General features: G+C 67.0%; 17 protein-coding genes and 3 tRNA genes. 9 read left to right on the forward strand and 11 right to left on the reverse strand.

Annotation, left to right across the window (positions count from 1 at the left end; all coding sequences use genetic code 11):
- Positions 1-119: 119 nt before the first annotated feature.
- Positions 120-1,028 (forward strand): aromatic amino acid DMT transporter YddG, encoded by a 909-nt coding sequence (gene yddG / locus ACN6PJ_RS20630; RefSeq protein WP_427997670.1) that lies wholly within the window; start codon positions 120-122, stop codon positions 1,026-1,028.
- Positions 1,029-1,064: 36 nt separating this feature from the next.
- Here the strand turns inward: yddG and ACN6PJ_RS20635 are convergent, their stop codons facing one another.
- Positions 1,065-1,250 carry a hypothetical protein gene (locus tag ACN6PJ_RS20635; RefSeq protein ID WP_427997672.1) on the reverse strand — a complete coding sequence of 62 codons (186 nt, stop codon included), beginning with the start codon at positions 1,248-1,250 and terminating at the stop codon, positions 1,065-1,067.
- A 258-nt stretch (positions 1,251-1,508) separates the two neighbouring features.
- On the opposite strand from ACN6PJ_RS20635, the gene ACN6PJ_RS20640 reads away from it, so the two are divergent.
- The 4 genes from ACN6PJ_RS20640 to ACN6PJ_RS20655 all read left to right on the forward strand — a co-directional run bounded on the left by ACN6PJ_RS20640 (position 1,509) and on the right by ACN6PJ_RS20655 (position 4,869).
- Complete coding sequence (locus ACN6PJ_RS20640; protein WP_043544293.1) at positions 1,509-1,748, forward strand: hypothetical protein; 240 nt, start codon at positions 1,509-1,511, stop codon at positions 1,746-1,748.
- A gap of 137 nt (positions 1,749-1,885) precedes the next feature.
- Complete coding sequence (locus ACN6PJ_RS20645) at positions 1,886-2,077, forward strand: hypothetical protein (protein ID WP_427997674.1); 192 nt, start codon at positions 1,886-1,888, stop codon at positions 2,075-2,077.
- A gap of 189 nt (positions 2,078-2,266) precedes the next feature.
- Positions 2,267-3,178 (forward strand): hypothetical protein, encoded by a 912-nt coding sequence (locus tag ACN6PJ_RS20650; protein ID WP_427997675.1) that lies wholly within the window; start codon positions 2,267-2,269, stop codon positions 3,176-3,178.
- A gap of 131 nt (positions 3,179-3,309) precedes the next feature.
- Positions 3,310-4,869, forward strand: a complete 1,560-nt coding sequence (locus ACN6PJ_RS20655) for a diguanylate cyclase (protein ID WP_427997676.1) — start codon at positions 3,310-3,312, stop codon at positions 4,867-4,869.
- Between the two features lie 78 nt (positions 4,870-4,947).
- Here the strand turns inward: ACN6PJ_RS20655 and ACN6PJ_RS20660 are convergent.
- The 3 genes from ACN6PJ_RS20660 to egtD form a co-directional block, all read right to left on the reverse strand.
- Positions 4,948-5,024, reverse strand: a tRNA-Met gene (locus ACN6PJ_RS20660).
- A 133-nt stretch (positions 5,025-5,157) separates the two neighbouring features.
- Positions 5,158-6,474, reverse strand: a complete 1,317-nt coding sequence (gene egtB, locus ACN6PJ_RS20665) for an ergothioneine biosynthesis protein EgtB (protein ID WP_427997677.1) — start codon at positions 6,472-6,474, stop codon at positions 5,158-5,160.
- A gap of 35 nt (positions 6,475-6,509) precedes the next feature.
- Entirely contained in the window at positions 6,510-7,487 is a 978-nt protein-coding gene (gene egtD, locus ACN6PJ_RS20670; protein WP_427997678.1) for an L-histidine N(alpha)-methyltransferase, read from the reverse strand.
- 344 nt (positions 7,488-7,831) lie between these two features.
- On the opposite strand from egtD, the gene ACN6PJ_RS20675 reads away from it, so the two are divergent.
- Both ACN6PJ_RS20675 and ACN6PJ_RS20680 read left to right on the forward strand, forming a co-directional pair.
- Positions 7,832-8,167, forward strand: coding sequence for a DUF883 family protein (locus tag ACN6PJ_RS20675; RefSeq protein ID WP_043544285.1), 336 nt, complete (start codon positions 7,832-7,834; stop codon positions 8,165-8,167).
- Positions 8,168-8,178: 11 nt separating this feature from the next.
- The gene (locus tag ACN6PJ_RS20680; protein ID WP_427997679.1) at positions 8,179-9,645 is read left to right on the forward strand and encodes a phospholipase D-like domain-containing protein; all 1,467 of its coding nucleotides are present in this window, start codon (positions 8,179-8,181) and stop codon (positions 9,643-9,645) included.
- Between the two features lie 41 nt (positions 9,646-9,686).
- On the opposite strand, the gene ACN6PJ_RS20685 is transcribed toward ACN6PJ_RS20680, so the two are convergent.
- The 5 genes from ACN6PJ_RS20685 to ACN6PJ_RS20705 all read right to left on the reverse strand — a co-directional run bounded on the left by ACN6PJ_RS20685 (position 9,687) and on the right by ACN6PJ_RS20705 (position 15,970).
- Complete coding sequence (locus ACN6PJ_RS20685) at positions 9,687-11,351, reverse strand: FMN-binding glutamate synthase family protein (RefSeq protein WP_427997680.1); 1,665 nt, start codon at positions 11,349-11,351, stop codon at positions 9,687-9,689.
- Positions 11,352-11,434: 83 nt separating this feature from the next.
- Positions 11,435-12,661 carry a YeeE/YedE family protein gene (locus ACN6PJ_RS20690; RefSeq protein ID WP_427997681.1) on the reverse strand — a complete coding sequence of 409 codons (1,227 nt, stop codon included), beginning with the start codon at positions 12,659-12,661 and terminating at the stop codon, positions 11,435-11,437.
- Positions 12,662-12,813: 152 nt separating this feature from the next.
- Positions 12,814-14,094: an arsenic transporter gene (locus tag ACN6PJ_RS20695; protein WP_427997682.1), complete on the reverse strand. Its 1,281-nt coding sequence runs from the start codon at positions 14,092-14,094 to the stop codon at positions 12,814-12,816.
- A 10-nt stretch (positions 14,095-14,104) separates the two neighbouring features.
- On the reverse strand, positions 14,105-15,049 hold the full coding sequence (locus ACN6PJ_RS20700; protein ID WP_427997683.1) for an AEC family transporter: 945 nt from the start codon (positions 15,047-15,049) through the stop codon (positions 14,105-14,107).
- Between the two features lie 27 nt (positions 15,050-15,076).
- Entirely contained in the window at positions 15,077-15,970 is an 894-nt protein-coding gene (locus ACN6PJ_RS20705) for a DMT family transporter (RefSeq protein WP_427997684.1), read from the reverse strand.
- Positions 15,971-16,080: 110 nt separating this feature from the next.
- On the opposite strand from ACN6PJ_RS20705, the gene ACN6PJ_RS20710 reads away from it, so the two are divergent.
- Positions 16,081-16,530, forward strand: coding sequence for a GNAT family N-acetyltransferase (locus ACN6PJ_RS20710; RefSeq protein WP_427997685.1), 450 nt, complete (start codon positions 16,081-16,083; stop codon positions 16,528-16,530).
- 158 nt (positions 16,531-16,688) lie between these two features.
- Here the strand turns inward: ACN6PJ_RS20710 and ACN6PJ_RS20715 are convergent.
- Positions 16,689-16,773: transfer RNA gene (locus tag ACN6PJ_RS20715), tRNA-Leu, on the reverse strand.
- A gap of 184 nt (positions 16,774-16,957) precedes the next feature.
- Here ACN6PJ_RS20715 and ACN6PJ_RS20720 point away from each other — a divergent pair.
- Entirely contained in the window at positions 16,958-17,575 is a 618-nt protein-coding gene (locus ACN6PJ_RS20720; protein WP_427997686.1) for a tRNA-uridine aminocarboxypropyltransferase, read from the forward strand.
- A 105-nt stretch (positions 17,576-17,680) separates the two neighbouring features.
- Here the strand turns inward: ACN6PJ_RS20720 and ACN6PJ_RS20725 are convergent.
- Positions 17,681-17,765, reverse strand: a tRNA-Leu gene (locus ACN6PJ_RS20725).
- Positions 17,766-17,997: the final 232 nt, after the last annotated feature.

Below are 17,997 nucleotides of genomic sequence, written 5' to 3' on the forward strand. Positions count from 1 at the left end.
CCCCGGCCCCCGGCCTGCGAGACGCCAGCGGCGCCCGGCTTTTCGCTAAACTGCCCGGCTTGGCGTCGGGCCGCGCCAGAAAGGCAGGCGCGGACAGCGACGGACAATCGGAAACGGTAATGCAATTTTCTTTCGGCCGGAATACGGCCACCTCCTTAGGTTTGCTGGCGGTCCTGCTGTGGGGAACGGTGGTCGGCCTCATCCGCAGCGTCAGCGAGAGCTTCGGCCCCGTCGGCGGGGCCGCGCTCATCTATACGGCAGGCTCCGCCTTCCTGGTGCTGCTGCTGGGATTTCCCAGGCTGCGCACCTTTCCCCGCTCGTACCTCATCGTCGGCAGCCTGCTTTTCGTCGCGTATGAAATCTGCCTGTCGCTCTCCCTGGGCTTTGCGGCCAACCGCGGGCAGGCGATTGAGCTGGGCATCGTCAACTACCTCTGGCCGTGCTTCACGGTGGTCCTCGCCATGCTCATCAATGGCCAGCGGGCCCGCGCCTGGGTGGTGCCCGGCATTCTGCTGTCGCTGGGCGGTATCGTCTGGGTGGTCGGCGGCTCGGGCGGCTTGTCGTGGGAACGCACCGTCGCGAACGTGTCCAGCAATCCCCTCAGCTACGGGCTGGCATTCAGCGGCGCCGTTATCTGGGCCCTGTACTGCAACGTGACGCGCCGGTTCGCGGACGGCAAGAACGGGGTGGCGCTGTTTTTCATGCTGACCGCGGCGGCCCTGTGGGCCAAATACCTGCTTGGCGAGGAGCCCGCGCTGGCGTTCACCGGGCCCGCCACGCTCGAACTGTGCGTGACCGGCGGGGCCATGGCGGCAGGCTACGCGCTGTGGAACGTGGGAATACTCAAGGGCAATCTGACCTTGCTGGCTACCGCCTCGTATTTCACGCCGGTCTTTTCCACCTTCTTCGCGGCCGTGTGGCTTTCGACCCGTCTGACCGCGTCGTTCTGGCAAGGCGTGGCCATGGTCACCGCCGGTTCGTTGATCTGCTGGGCGGCAACGCGCGGCAAGAGCGCCCGGAACGGGTAGCCCCGGGCGCGCGCGTCATGAAGAGGAGTTGCTCGATCAGAGCAAGGATTGCGCGACCGCGTATCCCAGCGGGATCAGCAGAAGCGAAGCGAACAGGGAACTGACGATCGCCGCCGATATTTTCAGCCAGGGCTCGGGCCCCGCGCTTTGAATCGTTTGAATCACCAACGCGACGATACCCATAACCATCAAACAGCTGATAACCACTGCTACGTGAGTCATGTTGTCTCCGTCCTCGCCTGATTAAAGGGATTCGGCGCCGCTGAGCGGTCTATATGTTTGTAATGATTGTGCGCCTGTATTCGCGTGGCGGGCCCTAGGGTTTTCCAGGCGCTTCGCATGGTTTGTGGCGTAATTGCCGCGGGGTCTGCAGCATGAATGCCATGTGCGGATGCAGCATTTCCAGCCCGGCCCAGGGTGTCGTGACCGCCGCCGGTTTGCGCTACGATGGCGGCGTCGAATCACCGAAGAGGCCGCCAGATGCCGCAGAAATTGCGTCCGGGCACGCGCGCAACGTTGCAGGTCAGGCAATTGATGCCCGGCGAGTTCGCCTGGATCATCACCTTGTTCGACCCCGAGTCCGGCAATGTGCGCAGCACCAATTACTCGGAGAAGCGCTATGGCAGCCAGGACGAGGCCTCCGCCGCCGGAAAGGCCGCCGTGCTGGAATTCCTGGGCAATGGCGGCCAGAAAAGCCTGGAATCCAAGCCCAGGCCCTGAGCCGGCGGCCCGTATCCGTTCCGAAGCCCTCGCAAGAGGGCTTTTTTACGGGCGCGCAGGCGGGCGGCGCCGCGCCGCCGGGAACGCGGTTTGCTGGGCAGGCGGGGCGCGCTTCGCGCCTACCGAGGAGACCCGCCATGTCCCAGTCCACGCATAGAGAACCCGGCCTGCCCGACGACCTGCCGCCGGACGATCCCGCGCTTCCCGGCAATCTGCCGCCCGATGGGTCGGTGCCCGTGCCCAACCCGCCGCCGGACGAGCCTGAAGAGGAGCCGCCCGTTCCGCCCAGGCCGGATCCGAGCGATCCGCGCACGATCGATCTGGCTTGACGGCCACGTACCCCGCTGCGCGCCATGCGCAGCCCATGCAAGGAGGCTTCCATGCGTTCGATTCTGTTGTGGCTGCTTGGCGTCCCCATCCCGATCATCATCCTGCTTGCCCTGTTCTGGCATTGATGCAGGCCCTTACCCGTCGCGGCGCAGCGCGGCCGCTTCTTCGCAATGAACAAGGAAGAGTCCATGGAAAACGCATCGATGTTGAGCCAGCCGTACGCCAATGACGCGCCCCCGCGCGAGTCCGCGATTTCCGCCGTCTCGTGGGCGGCCGTGTTCGCCGGCGCGGTCATCGCCGCGGCGCTATCGCTTGCCCTGTTCGCCGGCGGGGCGGGACTGGGGTTCCTGTCCGTCTCCCCGTGGGGGGACGAAGGTCTTCCGGCTCCTGCCGTGGGCATCGGCGTGGTCGCCTGGATGCTGTTCACCCAGATCGTGGCCTACGGGATAGCGGGCTATGTCGCGGGCCGCTTGCGCACCAAGTGGGTCGATGTGCACGCCGACGAGGTCTATTTCCGAGATACGGCGCACGGCTTTCTCGTATGGGCCGTGAGCGCGGTCGTCAGCGCGGCGCTGTTGGGCGCATCCATCGTCTCGCTGGCCTCGGGCGTGGCGAAAGCGGGCGCCTCTGCGGCCGGGGCCGCAACCGCGGCAACCACCGCCGCCGCCGCCGCCGCGGGAGCCGGCGGCGCAACTGAGCAGGCAAGCGACTATTTTGCCGACATGCTGCTGCGGACCGACCGGCCCGATGCCGCAGGCGACCGCGCCGGCGCCCGCGCGGAGGTGGGCCGCATCGTGGCGGTCAGCCTGGGACGGGGCGAGATGACGCCTGAGGACCGGGATTACGTGGCAAGCGTCGTCGCCGCGCAGGCCGGCATCGAGCCCGACGCGGCGCGAAAGCGTGTCGAGCAGGCGATCCAGCAAGCGAAGAAGGCGGCCGGCGAGGCCCGGCAGAAGGCCAGGCAGGCCGCGGACGGCGCGCGCCAGGCCGCTGCCGCGTTCGCGTTGTGGGCCTTCGCGTCGATGCTCATCGGCGCATTCGTGGCGAGCCTGGCGGCGACCTGGGGAGGCAGGCGCCGCGATACGCAGAAACTGCCCTAGCACCGCGCGAGGCCCGACACCCCCGGGGCGGCAGGCAGGCGCCGGCCGGCATGCATGCCGGGATGTGCATTTTGCGCGATAGATGGTAGAAAGCACATTCGTACTTGGTCGCCTTGGCGCGGGGTGCTTGCTTGAGAAAATCGAGCGTTACGTTTTTGGTCCTCATCGTCGCCCTGTCCGTACTAACGGCGATGATTGCGTTCATCAATGCCCTGGTCGTGGCCCAGATCGTTCAAAAGGACCAATTGATCGCCCGCTCCCTGGAGGCCAATCGGGCTTACGCCGCCAAGCTGGCGGAGACGGTCGACCTGTATGTCGAGTCGATCCAGCGGCAGCTGGAGGTCAGCGCCAGCCGCATTCCCGCCATGCTGGATTCAACGGAGGCGCTGGATGCCGAGGCGGCGAGAGTCGCCAGGCAGTCTGACGGCGTGGTGGCGGCCTTTATCGCCGATGGCGCCAACAGAATCGTCGCCTTCGAGTCGTTGGCGCCGGAACTCACCGAAAAGCCCGCCATGTTGAATCGCATCGAGATAGACCAGCGCGAAGTCGCAGGCCATGTTTCGGCCGCATACCTGTCCGCCAAGGGGTTTCCGAGCGTTCTTTTCTCCGAACCCGTGCGCGATGCGAAAGGCAAGTACCTGGGCCTGGTGGCCGCGGCGATGTTCCTCAGGCAGGACAACGAACTGGACCGCCTGATAAACGTCCATTTCCATCTCGATGGTTCCTATGTCTATGTGGTGGATTCCCACGGGAAAATCCTGGTTCACCAGGACAAGGAAAGAATAGGGACGAGCGAAAGCGGCAACGTGGTCGTCGACGCGGTGGGGCGCGGGGAAGCGGGTTCCATGGCGGTCACCAACACGCGCGGCAAGCGGTTCTTCGCCGGCTACGCGCCTATGCGCAACGGCGACTGGGGCGTGGTGGTGCAGACGCCGGAAGAGGTCACGCTGGAGCCGCAGCAGGATCTGCTGCGGCGCTCCTTGCTGTATTCGATCCCCGCCGCGGTGCTGGCGCTGCTGCTGATCTACGGCCTGGCCCGTTGGATTGCCTCGCCGCTTTCCCGTCTGGCCCGGGCCATGCAGCTGCATGGCGAAGAGGCCGCCGCCGCGCTGCGCGGCGTTTCTCCGTGGTACTTCGAGGCGCGGCAGCTGCGTGAAGCGGTCGGCGCGACCCTGGCGCAGCACCAGCGTCAGATTACCGAACTCAACACGGAAAACCTGACCGATCCCATGACGCGGCTCCTGAACCGGCGCGGCGTGGAAGACGAGGTCGCGCGGCTCAGGGCGGCGCGGCAGCCGTTTGCCGTGCTGGCGCTGGACATCGACCACTTCAAGCGTGTCAATGACACGTTCGGCCATGCCGCGGGCGACAAGGTCCTGATCCTGCTCGGCGACCTGATGCGCGCCAGCATCCGCGCCGGCGACGTGCCATGCCGGGTGGGCGGCGAGGAGTTCCTGGTATTGATGCCGGCCGGCGACGAGGGCATCGCGCGGCGGGTCGCCGAACGGATCCGCGCGACCGTGGAGGTCACTGAAATGCCCGAGGGGGTCGGGTATATCACCATCTCCATCGGCGTGGCCCGCTGGCCCGAGGACGATGCGGACACGGATGAGGTCATGAAGCTTGCGGACCGGGCGCTGTACGGGGCCAAGAACGCGGGCAGGAACCGGGTCGTGGTGTATCCGTTCTAGCCTCTTGTTCCTGCGCGCTTCAAGGGAGCCGCCGGAAAAGCGAAAGGCCCTCACCGAAGTGAGGGCCTTTCAAATTCCTGGTGGCGCATCCCTGATTCGAACAGGGGACCTGCGGATTATGATTCCGTCGCTCTAACCGGCTGAGCTAATGCGCCACGCGTGTCTTACTTTTACCGCTGCTTCGTTGTTCGCCGTTGCGTTGCAAGTGGTGATCAACGAAGAACGAAATTCTAGCATGAACTTTTTCCGATGTGCAAGCGGCTGGGAATGAAAATTTCCGCAGGCGCTTCAGGCGTCCCGGGCCAGGCGGATGCCCGAGAATTGCCAGCGGGCCTCGGGAGGGAAAAAGTTGCGGTAGCTGGGGCGGATGTGGTCCCTGGGCGTGGCACAGGAGCCGCCCCGCAGCACATATTGGTTGCACATGAACTTGCCGTTGTATTCGCCCACGGCGCCGGCGTCGGGCTGGAAGCCGGGGTAGGCGTCGTAGGCGCTGCTTGTCCATTCCCAGGCGTCGCCGAAGAGCTGCACGGGGCCGCCGGAGCCGCTGCGCGTAGGGGCGGGGCGGGGATCCAGGTGGCCGTTTTCGAGCAGGTTGGCGCGGGCGCTGAGGGCGCCTTCGGGCAACTGGCGGGCGGCATGTTCCCATTCCGCTTCGCGCGGCAGGCGCACTCGGGCCCAGCGGGCGTAGGCGTCGGCCTCGAAATAGCTGACGTGCGTCACGGGGGCCTGCAGCTCCAGGTCCTGCAGGCCGCGCAACGTGAAGACGCGCCACTCGTCGCGCTGGCGCTCCCAGTAGAGCGGCGCTTGCCAGCCTTGCGAGCACACGATGTCCCAGCCCAGGGACAGCCACAATTCCGGCCGCCTGTAGCCGCCGTCGCGGATGAAAGCCAGGTATTCATGCTGGGTCACCAGGCGGTCGGCCAGGTGGAACGGGGCCAGCAGCACGTCATGGGCGGGGCCTTCGTTGTCGAACCCGAAGCCGCGTCCGTCGTCGCCGATGCGGGTGATGCCGCCGGCGTACCGGGTCCAGCCGGCGGGCGTGGCCGGGGGCAGGGCGGGCGCGCCGGGCGCCACGTAGGCGGGCCGCAACGGGTTGGCCGACAGCATGTGCTTTACGTCGGTCAGGATCAATTCCTGGTGCTGCTGTTCGTGGTTCAGGCCGAGCTCCAGCAGCGCATCGAAGTCGGGATCGTTGCCGCCCAGCCTGGAAATCAGCGCGTGCATGGCGCCGTCCACGTGCTGGCGGTACTGCAGCACCTCGCTCAGGGCGGGGCGCGACAGCAGGCCCCGCTGCGGGCGCGGGTGCTTGGCGCCGATGGCGTTGTAGTAGGAATTGAACAGCATGCGGTATTGCGGGTGGAACACCGCGTAGGACGGATGAAAGCGGGTCAGCAGGAAGGTCTCGAAGAACCAGGTGGTGTGCGCCAGATGCCACTTGACGGGACTGCAGTCCGGCATGGATTGCACTTGGCAATCCTCGGGACTCAGCGGGGCGGCCAGCGCGGTGCTGGTCGAGCGCACGGCGTCGTACCGGTCATGCTGGCCGGCCTGGCCGGCCGCGTACGGTCCGGTGGCGGGGTGGGTCAGCAGGCACGCAGGTTCCATGGCGATCCTCCAGTGGCGTGTTGGGAAAGCCCGCGTCAGGCGCGAGCGCTGAAAACAGAGAACCAGCCGCGGGAATCGGACCAGTGCGCAACGTCGCGATAGCCGGCGCTGGCGAGCAGGCCGGCGAAGGATTGCGGAGTGAATTTGTAGGAATTCTCGGTGTGGATGCGTTCGCCGGCGCCGAACTCGCGCTGGCCGCCGGGCCAGGCCACGCGGACCGCCCGCTGCGCTTCCAGGTGCATTTCGATGCGCGACCGGGAGCTGTTGAAGAGCGCCACGTGGCGCCAGTCGTCCACGTCGAAATCCGCGTCCAGCACGGTGTTCACGTGACGCAGCAGATTCAGGTTGAACGCGGCGGTCAGATGCAGCGCGTCGTCATAGGCGGGCTCCAGCACCTGCCGGGCCTTGACGCGGTCCACGCCGACCAGCAGCCCGCCCCCTTCGCATTGGCCGCGGATGCGCTGCAGCATGGCGTGCGCGTCCTCGGGGCTCAGGTTGCCGATGCTCGAGCCGGGATAGAAGAACAGGCGCTGTTCGGCGGGTATGCTGTCGGGCAGCTCCAGCGCATGGGAGAAATCCTGTCCGATGGCGGTAATCCGCAAGTCGGGATACGAAAGCCGCAGCCGGCGCGCCGCGGACTGGAGATAGTCGGCGGATATGTCGATGGGGACGTAGTGGCTGGGCCGCAGGCTGAGGAAGAGGCGCTCCGCCTTCACGCAATCGCCCGCGCCCAGGTCGATCATCGATTGCACCGGCCCGATATGGCGGGCGATGTCGTCGCCGTGGCGCTGGAAGATTTCCGCTTCGCACCGTGTCGGATAGTACTCCGGCAATTGCGTGATGGCGGTGAAGAGCGCGGAGCCGAGCGCGTCGTACAGGAACTTGGGATCGACGTGGGCCGGATGGTCCATCAACCCGTCGCGCAGTTCGATCTGCTCAGGGCTGGGGTGCTGCAGGTGCTGCGCGATGAATTCCGGGGCGGCGGGGGCAAACAGCGTGGAAGGGGAAACCATGCGTTCAGTTCCTTTTTTGAGGGGGGTGAAGCGCATTGCAAAGGTCTATTGTGGCGGCGATTGGGGTTGCGGTGTCAAGCGCTAAGCCGCTGAATGCAATGGACTTTTACGAAATCGCGCCGGGCCGGCGGGGGCCGCGGCCCGCGCCGCCGCGAGCGGCGCGGCTGCCGGCCCAGGGGGGCGTTGGCAGGACCCCGCCCCGCTGAAATATCGGATTACGGCTGGTTGCCAAAGCTCGGGCGGCATGGAGGGATGGCGGCCACAATGAAAGCCGTGGCCTGGCATGGCGCGCCGCCGCGCGCGCAGGCAGGCCCGACCCATCCAAATAATCACAAGGAGCGACCATGAATCGAAAGCATCAACGCGCCGAAATGGCTTTGCACCGCGAACGGGTAAGCGACAGCTTCCAGGAACTGCTGGCGGGTACCGAAGACCTGCTGCGTTCGACGGCTTCGTACACGGGCTCCGAAATTGAAGCGGCACGCGCGCGCCTGCGGCGCCAGCTGGCCGACGCGCGCGAATCGGCGGGCGAGTGGGAGGGCGTGGCGCGCGAGCGCGCGCGCCGGGCCTCCGCCTATGCCGACGAGTACGTGCATGAGCACGCCTGGAAGTCGGTGGGCGTGGCGGCGCTGGTCGGCGCGTTGCTCGGGTGCTGCCTGATGGCGGGCGGCCGGCGTTAAGCCATCGCATCATGTGGCCGCTTCCGGCTGTGCGCCGGGCCCGGCCCGGGCCCGGCGTGTCTTCGTGGCTGTCTGGCGCGCGCCGGTGGGCCGGCGCGCTGCCGCTGGCCTGCGCCGTTCTGCTGGCTGCCTGCGCCAGCGTTCCGGACGCCCAGGAGCGGCAGGAGCGCCAGGCGCAGGCCAACCTGTCCGCCGACGCCGCGCTGGACAGTTATCGCCGCGGGCAAGGCATCGCCGCGGCGCCGGGAACGCCCAAGGGCGATTTCCTGGCGCGCCATCTTGCCGTCGAACAGGCGGTCAGCGGCGAACCCCTGGTGGCGGGCAACCGTGTCAGGTTGCTGGCGGACGGGCCCAGCACTTACCAGGCCATGTTGCGCTCCATCGGCCAGGCGCGCCGCTACGTCCACATGGAAACCTATATTTTCGATGATGACGCTGAAGGGTCGCGTTTCGCCGAAGCGTTGATCTCGGCGCGCAACCGCGGGGCCGAGGTTTCCCTGATGGTCGATGCCGTCGGCACGCTCAAGACGCCCGACGCGCTGTTCAAGCGCCTGCGCGATGCCGGCGTGCAGGTGGCGGTCTTCAATCCGGTCAACCCGGCCCGCGCCCGCGCCGGCTGGTCGCCCAACCAGCGCAACCACCGCAAGGTCCTGGTGGTGGACGGCAAGGTCGGATACCTGGGAGGCATCAACGTCAGCAGCGTGTACGAGTCCTCGCCCGGCTCCGGCTCCGGTTCGGGGCCAGGCTCCGGAAAGGCGGACGCGGAGGCGGACGGCGATGCCAAGGCGGCGCCCTGGCGCGACACGCATCTGCGCATCGAAGGCCCCGCGGTGGCGCAACTGGAGGCGGTCATCCGCGCGGGCTGGGAATCGCAGTCCAAGGAGCCCATCAAGGGCGGCGACTCGTACGTGGCGCCGCCCGCGGGCGCGACCCGCGTGCGGATACTGGCCAACCAGCCGGACCGCAGCGACGGCTACACCGTGTACCTGACGCTGATGTCGGCGTTCGAGAGCGCGCAGCAGTCCATCCACATCACCATGGCGTACTTCGTTCCGGATCCCGCCTTCATCGACGTCCTGACGGCGGCGGCGCGGCGCGGGGTGGACGTGGTCCTGGTGCTGCCCGGCTTCAGCGATTCGTCGCTGGTGTTCCACGCCGGGCGCTCGCATTACGCCGATCTGCTGGACGCGGGGGTGAAGCTCTACGAGCGGCGCGACGCCCTGTTGCACGCCAAGACCGCGGTGGTGGACGGCGTATGGTCCACCGTCGGATCGAGCAACATGGATTGGCGCAGCTTCGCCTTGAACTATGAAATCAACGCCGTGGTGCTGGGGCCGGAGTTCGCGGCCGACATGGAGGCGCTGTTCCAGCGCGACGTTGCCGATTCGGTGCGCATCACGCCCGAGGCCTGGAAGGCCCGGGGCGTGGGCGACCGCTCCATGGAGTTCTTCTCGCGCATGTTCGAGCGCTGGCTGTAGCCGCGCCTGAGCCAGGCGCGGCCGGCCCAGGCGCGGCCGGCCTACGCGTGCGCCGGCGCGGCCTGGGCGGCATGCTCCTGCGCGAGCGCCGTGGTGATGTCGTGGGTAGGTTGGAACGAGTTGGCCTGCGCCATGGCCCAGCCGGCGCGGAACACCTGGTGCCGGAATTCGCCGCGCAGCAGTTCGCCGGGCGCGAGTTCCGGGAACAGCGCGGACAGCAGCCGGATCTCGCTGGGCGAAATGCGGCGCGCGATGTGATGCGGACGGAGCTGGCCCGGGTGCGTCAGGCCGGCCGCGGCCAGCAGTTCGGCCAGCGCGTGCAGCGTATTGCGATGGAAATTGGCCACGCGCTGCGCCTTGTCGGGGACCACCAGCGCGCGTTGGCGCAGCGGATCCTGCGTGGTGACGCCGGTGGGGCATTTGCCGGTATGGCAGGCCTGGGCCTGGATGCAGCCTATGGCGAACATGAAGCCGCGCGCCGCGTTGCACCAGTCGGCGCCCATGGCCATGACCCGGGCCATGTCGAAGGCCGTGATGACCTTGCCCGACGCGCCCAGCTTGATGCGGTCACGCAGGTTCACGCCGATCAGGGTGTTGTGGACCAGGCGCAGCGCTTCGCGCAGGGGCGTGCCGACGTGGTCGACGAATTCCACCGGGGCCGCGCCCGTGCCGCCTTCGGCGCCGTCCACCACGATGAAGTCCGGCGTGATGCCGGTTTCAAGCATGGCCTTGACGATCGCGAACCATTCCCAGGGATGGCCCACGCAGAACTTGAACCCCACCGGCTTGCCGCCCGACAGTTCGCGCAGGCGCGCCACGAATTTCATCAGGCCGATGGGAGAGTCGAAGGCGGAGTGGCTGGCGGGCGAATTGCAGTCCTGCCAGGGCGCGACGCCGCGCGCCTCGGCGATCTCGGGCGTGACCTTGCCTGCGGGAAGGATGCCGCCGTGCCCGGGTTTGGCGCCCTGGGACAGCTTGATCTCGATCATCTTGACCTGCGGCGTACAGGCGTTCTTGACGAATGCCTCTTCCGAGAACGCGCCGTGTTCGTCGCGGCACCCGAAGTAACCCGAGCCGATGTTCCAGACCAGGCTGCCGCCGGGCTGGCGATGATAGCGGCTGATGCCGCCCTCGCCGGTGTCGTGCGCGAAATTGCCTTGGCGCGCACCTTCGTTCAGGGCCAGCACGGCGTTGGCCGACAGCGCGCCGAAGCTCATCGCCGATACGTTGAAGGCCGACATGGAATAGGGTTGGGTGCACTCGGGGCCGCCCACGGTGACGCGGAAGTCGGTGTCGTCGATGCGAGAGGGCGACATGGAATGGTTGATCCATTCGTAGCGGTCGCCGTAGACGTCTTCCTGCGTGCCGAAGGGGCGCTTGTCGATCTCGCGCTTGGCGCGCTGGTAGACGATGGAGCGCTGCGCGCGCGAGAACGGCGCCGCCTGCGTGTCGTCTTCGAGGAAGTACTGGCGGATCTCGGGGCGGATGAATTCGAACAGGAAGCGCAGATTGCCCAGGACCGGATAGTTGCGCCGGATGGCATGGCGGGGCTGGATCAGGTCATACGCGCCCAGCGCGCCCAGAAGCGCCAGCGGAATGGCGATCCACAGCCACCAGGCCGAGCTTGCGAAGGCCAGGGCGGCGGTGACCGCCGCGCCCGCCAGGGTCAAAAGAAAGGCCGTGTACCGGCCGAAGATCCAGCTCATGTCCATCTCCGTATTTCGGGATGGAGCAACCATACACCAGCTACGGGCCCCGCAATGGGGGGACGTAGCTGGAATACTGTTTCTCAGCAGCTGGACGCCGGCGGCGTTTTCTCGACCGCCAGGCCGAAAGCGGGGCGCAGCCGCACGCCGAGGGCGCTGCCCGCGAAGGCGGCCGGCAGCCACAGCCAGGCGTGCAGGCTGCCCGACAGGATGCCGCTGAAGTAGGCGCCGATATTGCAGCCGAAGGCCAGGCGCGCGCCGTAGCCCAGCAGCAGGCCGCCGACGACCGCGCCGGCCAGCGAGCGGGCCGGCACCTTCCAGACGGGGGCGAACTTGCCGGCGGCGCTGGCGGCGGCGAGCGCGCCCAGCATCAGGCCGATGTCCATGACGGTGGTGACGTCCTGGCGCAGCGGCGCGGCCAGCGAAGGCTGCTTGGCCCAGTAGGCCCAGGTGGCCACGTCGCCGCCGACGGCGTCCAGGGCCTTGGCGCCCCACAGCGCGAAGGCCGACGTGATGCCCCAGGGGCGGCCGGCCAGCGCCAGCGTAAGAAAGTTCAGCGCGACCAGCGCCACGCCGCCCCAGATCAGCGGCCAGGGGCCTTGCAGCAGAGAGCCCGGCCGCGCGGTGCGCGAGGCGAACGAGATCACGTGGCCGTGGCGCCGCTTCTCCAGCACCGTGACGGCCCAGGCGATCAGCGCAAAGACGGCGAGGTTCGCGACCAGCGCGGGCGCCAGTCCCCAGGTCTTGATGAGCGACGTGGGCGCAAGCGCGGGCAGGGCGGACCACCAGCCGAAGTTGGCGGTTGCGATGACGGAGCCGACGATGAAGAACAGCAGCGTGACCAGCATGCGGGTATTGCCGCCGCCGACCGCGAACAGCGTGCCCGAGGCGCAGCCGCCTCCCAGCTGCATGCCGATGCCGAACAGGAAGGCGCCCAGCACCACCGACACCCCCGGCGGCGACACAAAGCCGCTGACCGGCTGGCCGAACAGCGTGCCCGCGGCCAGGAAGGGGAAGAAGAGCAGCACGCCTGCGCCCAGCATCAGCATCTGCGCCCGCAATCCGGCGCCGCGGCGGTCCGACACGAAGACGCGCCAGGCCTGCGTGAACCCGAAGGAGGCGTGGTACAGCGTGACGCCGAGCAGGGCGCCGACGATCCACAGCGCGCCCTGGCGCCAGCCGACGGTCTGGTTCAGGTACAGCGCGCCGGCCAGCACCAGCAGCAGGGCGATCCACAGCGGCTTGCGATTGATGCGGATCGGCGGCAGGGCCGAGGAAGGCAGGGGTAGGGTCGAGGCGTTGGTGCTCATGGGAGTCCCGAGGGGAGATACGTAGAAATACAAACGGGCGCGAGGCCGCACCCGTGGGATGGTTAAAAGTCTAAGACGCGCGGTAAATCTCTCAAAGCATCAATTTATGCGTTTTAAATAACTAAAAGTAATATTGATGCTTGCCGGCAGGCTTACTGCAAGCGCCACGCCAGGGCGGCGAGGGTCAGCAGCAACACGGGCAGGGTCAGCACGATTCCCACCCGGAAGTAATAGCCCCAGGTGATGCGCAAGCCCTTGCGCGCCAGCACGTGCAGCCATAGCAGCGTCGCCAGGCTGCCGATCGGCGTGATCTTGGGTCCGAGGTCGCTGCCGATGATGTTGGCGTAGATCATGGCGTCCTTGACCGGCCCTGTCGCGCTGGTGTCCGCGATGGATAGCGCGCCCACCAGCACGGTCGGCAGGTTGTTCATGATGGAGGACAGGAAGGCGGTGATGAGGCCCGTGCCCAGCGCCGCGCCCCAGAGGCCGTATTCCGCGCAGCGGTCCAGCACCTGCGCCAGGTGCGCGGTCAGCCCGGCGTTGCGCAGCCCGTACACCACCAGGTACATGCCCAGCGAGAAGATGACGATGTGCCAGGGCGCTTCGCGCATGATGCGCCGCGTGCCCACGACGTGCTGCCGGCCGGCGATCAGCAGCAGGCCCAGCGCGCCGGTCGCGGCGATCGCGCTGACGGGGATGCCCATCGGCTCCAGGATGAAGAAGCTCGCCAGCAGCAGCGCCAGCACGACCCAGCCGGCGCGGAACGTGGTGAGGTCCCGGATGGCGGAGGCGGGCGCGGGCAGTTGGCTTACGTCGTAGCGCGGCGGGATGCTGCGGTGGAAGAACAGCAGCAGCACGGCCAGTGTGGACGCCACGGCCATCAGGTTCACGGGCAGCATCACCGAGGCGTATTCGCCGAAACCGATGCCGAAGAAATCCGCCGAAACGATGTTGACCAGATTGGACACGATGAGCGCGACGCTGCCCGTGTCCGCGATGAAGCCCGCGGCCATCACGAACGCCAGGGAGGCGCCCGGCCCGAAGCCCAGTGCCACCAGCATCTCCATGACGATGGGCGTGAGGATCAGCGCCGCGCCGTCGTTGGCGAACAGCGCGGAAACCGCCGCGCCCAGGAGGACGATCAGCACGAACAGAAGCCGGCCTCGGCCGCCGCCCCAGCGCGCCACGTGCAGGGCGGACCATTCGAAGAAGCCGGCCTCGTCCAGGATCAGGCTGGTGATGATGATGGCGATGAAGGTGGCGGTGGCGTTCCAGACGATGCGCCAGACGTCGGCGATGTCGGCCAGGTGGACCACGCCGGTGGCCAGCGCGAGCCCGGCGCCGAGCACAGCGCTCCAGCCGATGGACAGGCCCTTGGGCTGCCAGATGACCAGGGTGATGGTGAGAACGAATATGGCGGCGGCGAGCAGCATGGAATGAGGCTCAGGATAGCGGGTGCGCGCTGACCCAGGCGACGAGCAGGCTGACGGTCAGCACCGATGCCACGGTGCTGACCAGGATGGCGCGCGAGGTGACGCGCGCATCGCGGCCATACATCGAGGCCAGCATGAAGGGACCGGTGCCGATGGGCAGGGCGCTCATCAGCACGGCGGTCCAGGCCCACATGGGCGGCATGGGGAAGACGTAGAAGGCCAGCACCGCGGTCACGGCGGGCTGCAGCAGCAGCTTGCCGGCGACCAGGCGGAACACGCCCGGCCCGGAACTGGAGGTTTCGGTCTGCGCCAGGAACAGCCCGATCGTAACCAGCGCGCAAGGGCTGGCCGAGGCGCCCAGCAGCGACACGTAGCGGTCCAGGCCCTCCGGCAGCGCCAGTCCGGTAAAGGCCCATCCCAGGCCCAGCAGGGGGGCGGCCAGCAGCGGATTGCGCATCAGGGCCCGCCCCACCTTGAGCAGGGTGGCGCGCAGGCTGGGCGCCTGCTGGCGGTCGAACTCGATGAGCGCGATGGCGAAGCCGAACAGCACGCTCGCGGTCATCAGGGTGGTGAAGGTGGCGGGCGCCAGGCTTTCCGTGCCGAATAGCGCCAGGCATAGCGGGATGCCCATGTAGCCCGCGTTGGCGTAGGACGCGGCCAGGCCCTGGATGCTGCGGTCGGTCAGCGCGCCCTGCGTGCGCCGGGCTCCCAGGAACGACGCCAGGAACGTGGCGGCGATGCCGCCGGCGAACGCGGCGATGAAGCCCCAGTGCGCCGTCTGCGCCAGGTCCACCTGCGTCATCGCTCGAAACAGCAGCGCGGGCAGCGACAGATAGACGACATAGCGGTTCAGCGCGTCGGTGGCGGCCGCGCCCAGGATGCGCCAGCGGGCGGCCAGCCAGCCGGTCAGGATCAGGGCGAAGACCGGCAGGGCGGCGGTAATGACGGCGTTCATGGATAGGTTTGCGGAAGGGCGCTCATTCTAGCGCGCGTCCGCGGGCTTCGCGCGCGTGACGAGCAGGATGCCGAAGGCCGCGAGGGCCATGCCCGGCCACGCCAGCGCGGGTATGGGTTCGCCGAGGATCGCCAGCGCGATGACGGCCGTGCAGGGCGGAACCAGGAAGAACAGCGCGGACACCCGCGAGGCTTCGCCGTGCCGGATCATGGTCAGCAGCAAGGTAATGGCCACCAGCGAATTGCCCACGACGAGATAGGCGAGGGACGCCCAGAGCGGGCCGGTCCATTCGATGCGCATCGGTTCCAGCCAGAACGCCAGGGGCGCCGTGGCCGCCAGGCCGACCGCATACTGCACCAGGTTGGAGGCGACCGGGTGGGTCTGCGTGCCGAAGCGCTTTTCGTACAGCGTGCCGCCGGTGATGCACAGCAGCGCGCTCACGGCAAACAGCAGGCCCAGCGGCGACAGCACGTCGATCGACGCCTTGGCGACGATCACGAGCGCGGCGCCCGATACGCCCAGGCCCAGACCGGCCCAGCGCCGGGCGTCGACCCGCTCGTGCGCGATCGCCGGCGCCAGCAGGCCGATCAATATGGGCTGCAGCGAGGTAATCAACGCGATTCCGCCGGCCGACATGCCTTGCTTGAGCGACAGGTAGGTGAAGCAGAAATAGCCCGCCTGCAGCAAGAGGCCGACCATCGCCAGATGGCCCCAGGCGGCGGCGCCGCGCGGCAGCGGCGGGCGCACGAACAGCAGCACGGGCGCCAGGATCAGGACCACGCAGGCATAGCGCAGCGCCAGGAATGTCATGGGGTCGGCGTAGGCCAAACCGACCTTGAGCACGACGAAGCCGCTGGACCAGAGGAGCAGGAAAAGCGCGGGAGCGGCCTTCAACCAGGCGGGAGGAGCGGCAGGCGGCATGTCGGGGCACGGACAGCGTGGACAAGCCGCGATCGTACCCCCTTTTGAGCCATCTTCATCCCTGCGAAAATGGGGCGTAGGATTCTTTTATTCATTTGCTGCACGCGAGGATGGACATGTCGACCAACAAACAAGCAACGGTGCGTATCGCCCTGGGAACCTGGGACCGCCTGCGGGAGGACGCTTATTCGGTGCGCCACGAGGTGTTCGTCGTCGAACAGAAGGTGCCGCCCGACATCGAATTGGACGACGATGACGCGGTATCGGTGCATGCCGTGGCTTACGGCCCCGACGGCACGCCCATGGGCACGGGGCGCTTGTTGCCGGACGGCCATATCGGCCGCATGGCGGTCCACAAGCGGGCCCGCGGAATGGGCGTGGGCGGCCAATTGCTGGACGCCCTGATCGAGCAGGGCCATGGCGATGGCCACCGCATGCTGGTGCTGCACGCGCAGACCCACGCGGCGGGCTTCTACCAGGCGCACGGATTCAAGGTGGAAGGCGAGGAATTCGTCGAGGCCGGCATTCCGCACGTCGTCATGACCCGCGTGCTGAAGTAGGGCGCTGGCCCGCCGGGCCGCTCGACCGCGGCCTGGCGTATCAATGGAAGGAATGGGGAAGCGCCGTGCAAAAGCGCGCGGACAAAGAAAAAACCCCGGACGCTTTCGCATTCGGGGTTTTTCTGGCGCATCACGCAGGTACCTCGTGATGTAATAATTGGTGCCCAGGAGAGGACTCGAACCTCCACACCTTGCGGCACATGGACCTGAACCATGCGCGTCTACCAATTCCGCCACCTGGGCTTAACTGCTTCGTTTACTTCTTCCTCCGCGCCTTGCGTTTCACTTCGCGTTTGCGTCGTTTCGTGTTCAGCAGCAGAGGAACGAGATTATGCACACTTTTTTTGAAGTGTGCAAGTCGTGTGGCTTTTTTTTTAATTTTTTTCGATGGGCAGGCTTTTTTCGACTTTCGATATAGTGTCGCCCCATGCCTCGCCTTCTTTGCACGCGCTGCCTGCGCCCCCGATCGCACTGTCTGTGCGCGCTGATTCCCTCGCTTTCCTGCCGGACCCGCCTGGTGGTGCTTCAGCATCCCAGCGAAGCGCGCCACGCCTTGAACACGGCCCGGCTGGCCGTGCTGGGGCTGGCCTGCGCGCGCCGCGTGGTGGGCGAGCATTTCTCGCCGGACGACTGGGCGGAGCCGGGCCATGCGCCGCGCCTGCTGTTTCCCGGCGACGACGCCGAGGTGCTGTCGCCAGGCTATGGGCGGGAGCTGGGCATGCCCATACAGTTGATCGTCCCGGACGGCACCTGGGGGCATGCGCGCAAGCTGCTGCACATCAATCCCGCGCTGGCGGCCCTGCCGCGCGTGATGCTGCCCGCGGGGCTGTCCACGCGCTACCGTGTCCGCCATGCCGACGTGCCCGGCGCCTTGTCCACGATCGAGGCCGTGACGCACGCGCTGAACGCCATCGAAGCCCCGGGCAACTTCGATGCCTTGCTCAGACCGTTCGAGGCGCTGATCGACGGGCAGATCGCGGGGATGGGCGCGGATCTTTATGCGCGGCACCATTTGAATCGCAAAGTGCCCTGGCGCCGAGGGTAGGCGCGGAGGCGGCCGAAAAAGCGAAAGCCCCGAAAACCTTGCGATTTTCGGGGCTCTTCAGCCGTTGCGATCAAGACGGAATGCTTCGTCTTGATTGGAATTCCGTGGTGCCCAGGAGAGGACTCGAACCTCCACACCTTGCGGCACATGGACCTGAACCATGCGCGTCTACCAATTCCGCCACCTGGGCACTGAGAGATACTGTCAGAATGATGTGATACGCTGCGGCTCTGGTTGCATCGATTTAGTTAAAACACATTAACTAAATATATGCCCTCAGGGTGCAGTTGGATTTACAATCCGAACTTTACAGTCCGGGTTTCAAACCCGAGTTTCAAATCCCTTCTGACCATTTTCTGCTTCAGTGTTCAGCCTTGGGCGAACCACAGAAGCTGCGCATTATATACGGAAATTTTAGCTTT

The organism is Achromobacter sp. (assembly GCF_050285585.1).
Classification (GTDB): domain Bacteria; phylum Pseudomonadota; class Gammaproteobacteria; order Burkholderiales; family Burkholderiaceae_B; genus Achromobacter.